Source organism: Pseudomonas sp. JH-2 (genome assembly GCF_036231725.1).
GTDB lineage: Bacteria > Pseudomonadota > Gammaproteobacteria > Pseudomonadales > Pseudomonadaceae > Pseudomonas > Pseudomonas delhiensis.
The window spans coordinates 1-523 of sequence record NZ_JAZAQP010000139.1 but is presented as its reverse complement, the minus strand read 5'-3'; the positions used below and the strand labels follow the sequence as shown (position 1 = coordinate 523).

1 pseudogene is annotated in these 523 nt (G+C 67.3%); it reads left to right on the top strand.

Features of this window, described 5'->3' with window-relative positions:
- A pseudogene (locus VV867_RS31090) lies at positions 1 to 523 on the top strand (PAAR domain-containing protein); the annotation flags it as partial.

Here is a 523-nt window from a genome sequence, read left to right as displayed (position 1 = left end):
TGCTGAGCAAGCCCGACAGCAGCCTCGAGATCGCCTCGCTCGCCACCGAGCGCAGCGGGGCCCACTGGCGCACCAGGCAGCGCTTCGACCGGGAGTTGCGCCACTGGTCGGCCTATGTACCGCCCGAGGGGTTGAGCGTCGCCACTTGGTCGGTACAGGTTCGCCATCGCGCACGGGACACGGTGGCGGAAAAGCGGGTGTACGCCGCCATCGCCAGCGAGCGAGAGGTGCGCGGCGAACTGTCGCTGGTGTACCTGCGCATCATGCGGGAATGGGCGGTGCGTACTGGGGTGGCGTTCAGAGCTGTGCCCAGTTCACAGGCTTTCGCCTTGCCTGCCGAACTGCAGCCCATCGCCAGCAAGTTGCAGGCTTTCGCCCTGGGCGAAGCCTTCACGCCCCTCACCGCCGAGGAAACCGCCTTGCTGCGCCGTCGCTACATCCACCTCTCGGCCAACTGGAATGCCGCCAAGGGCTGGAACAACAGCGCCCTGGACGTGGCGTTCATCCATCGCCCAGCCGAGGG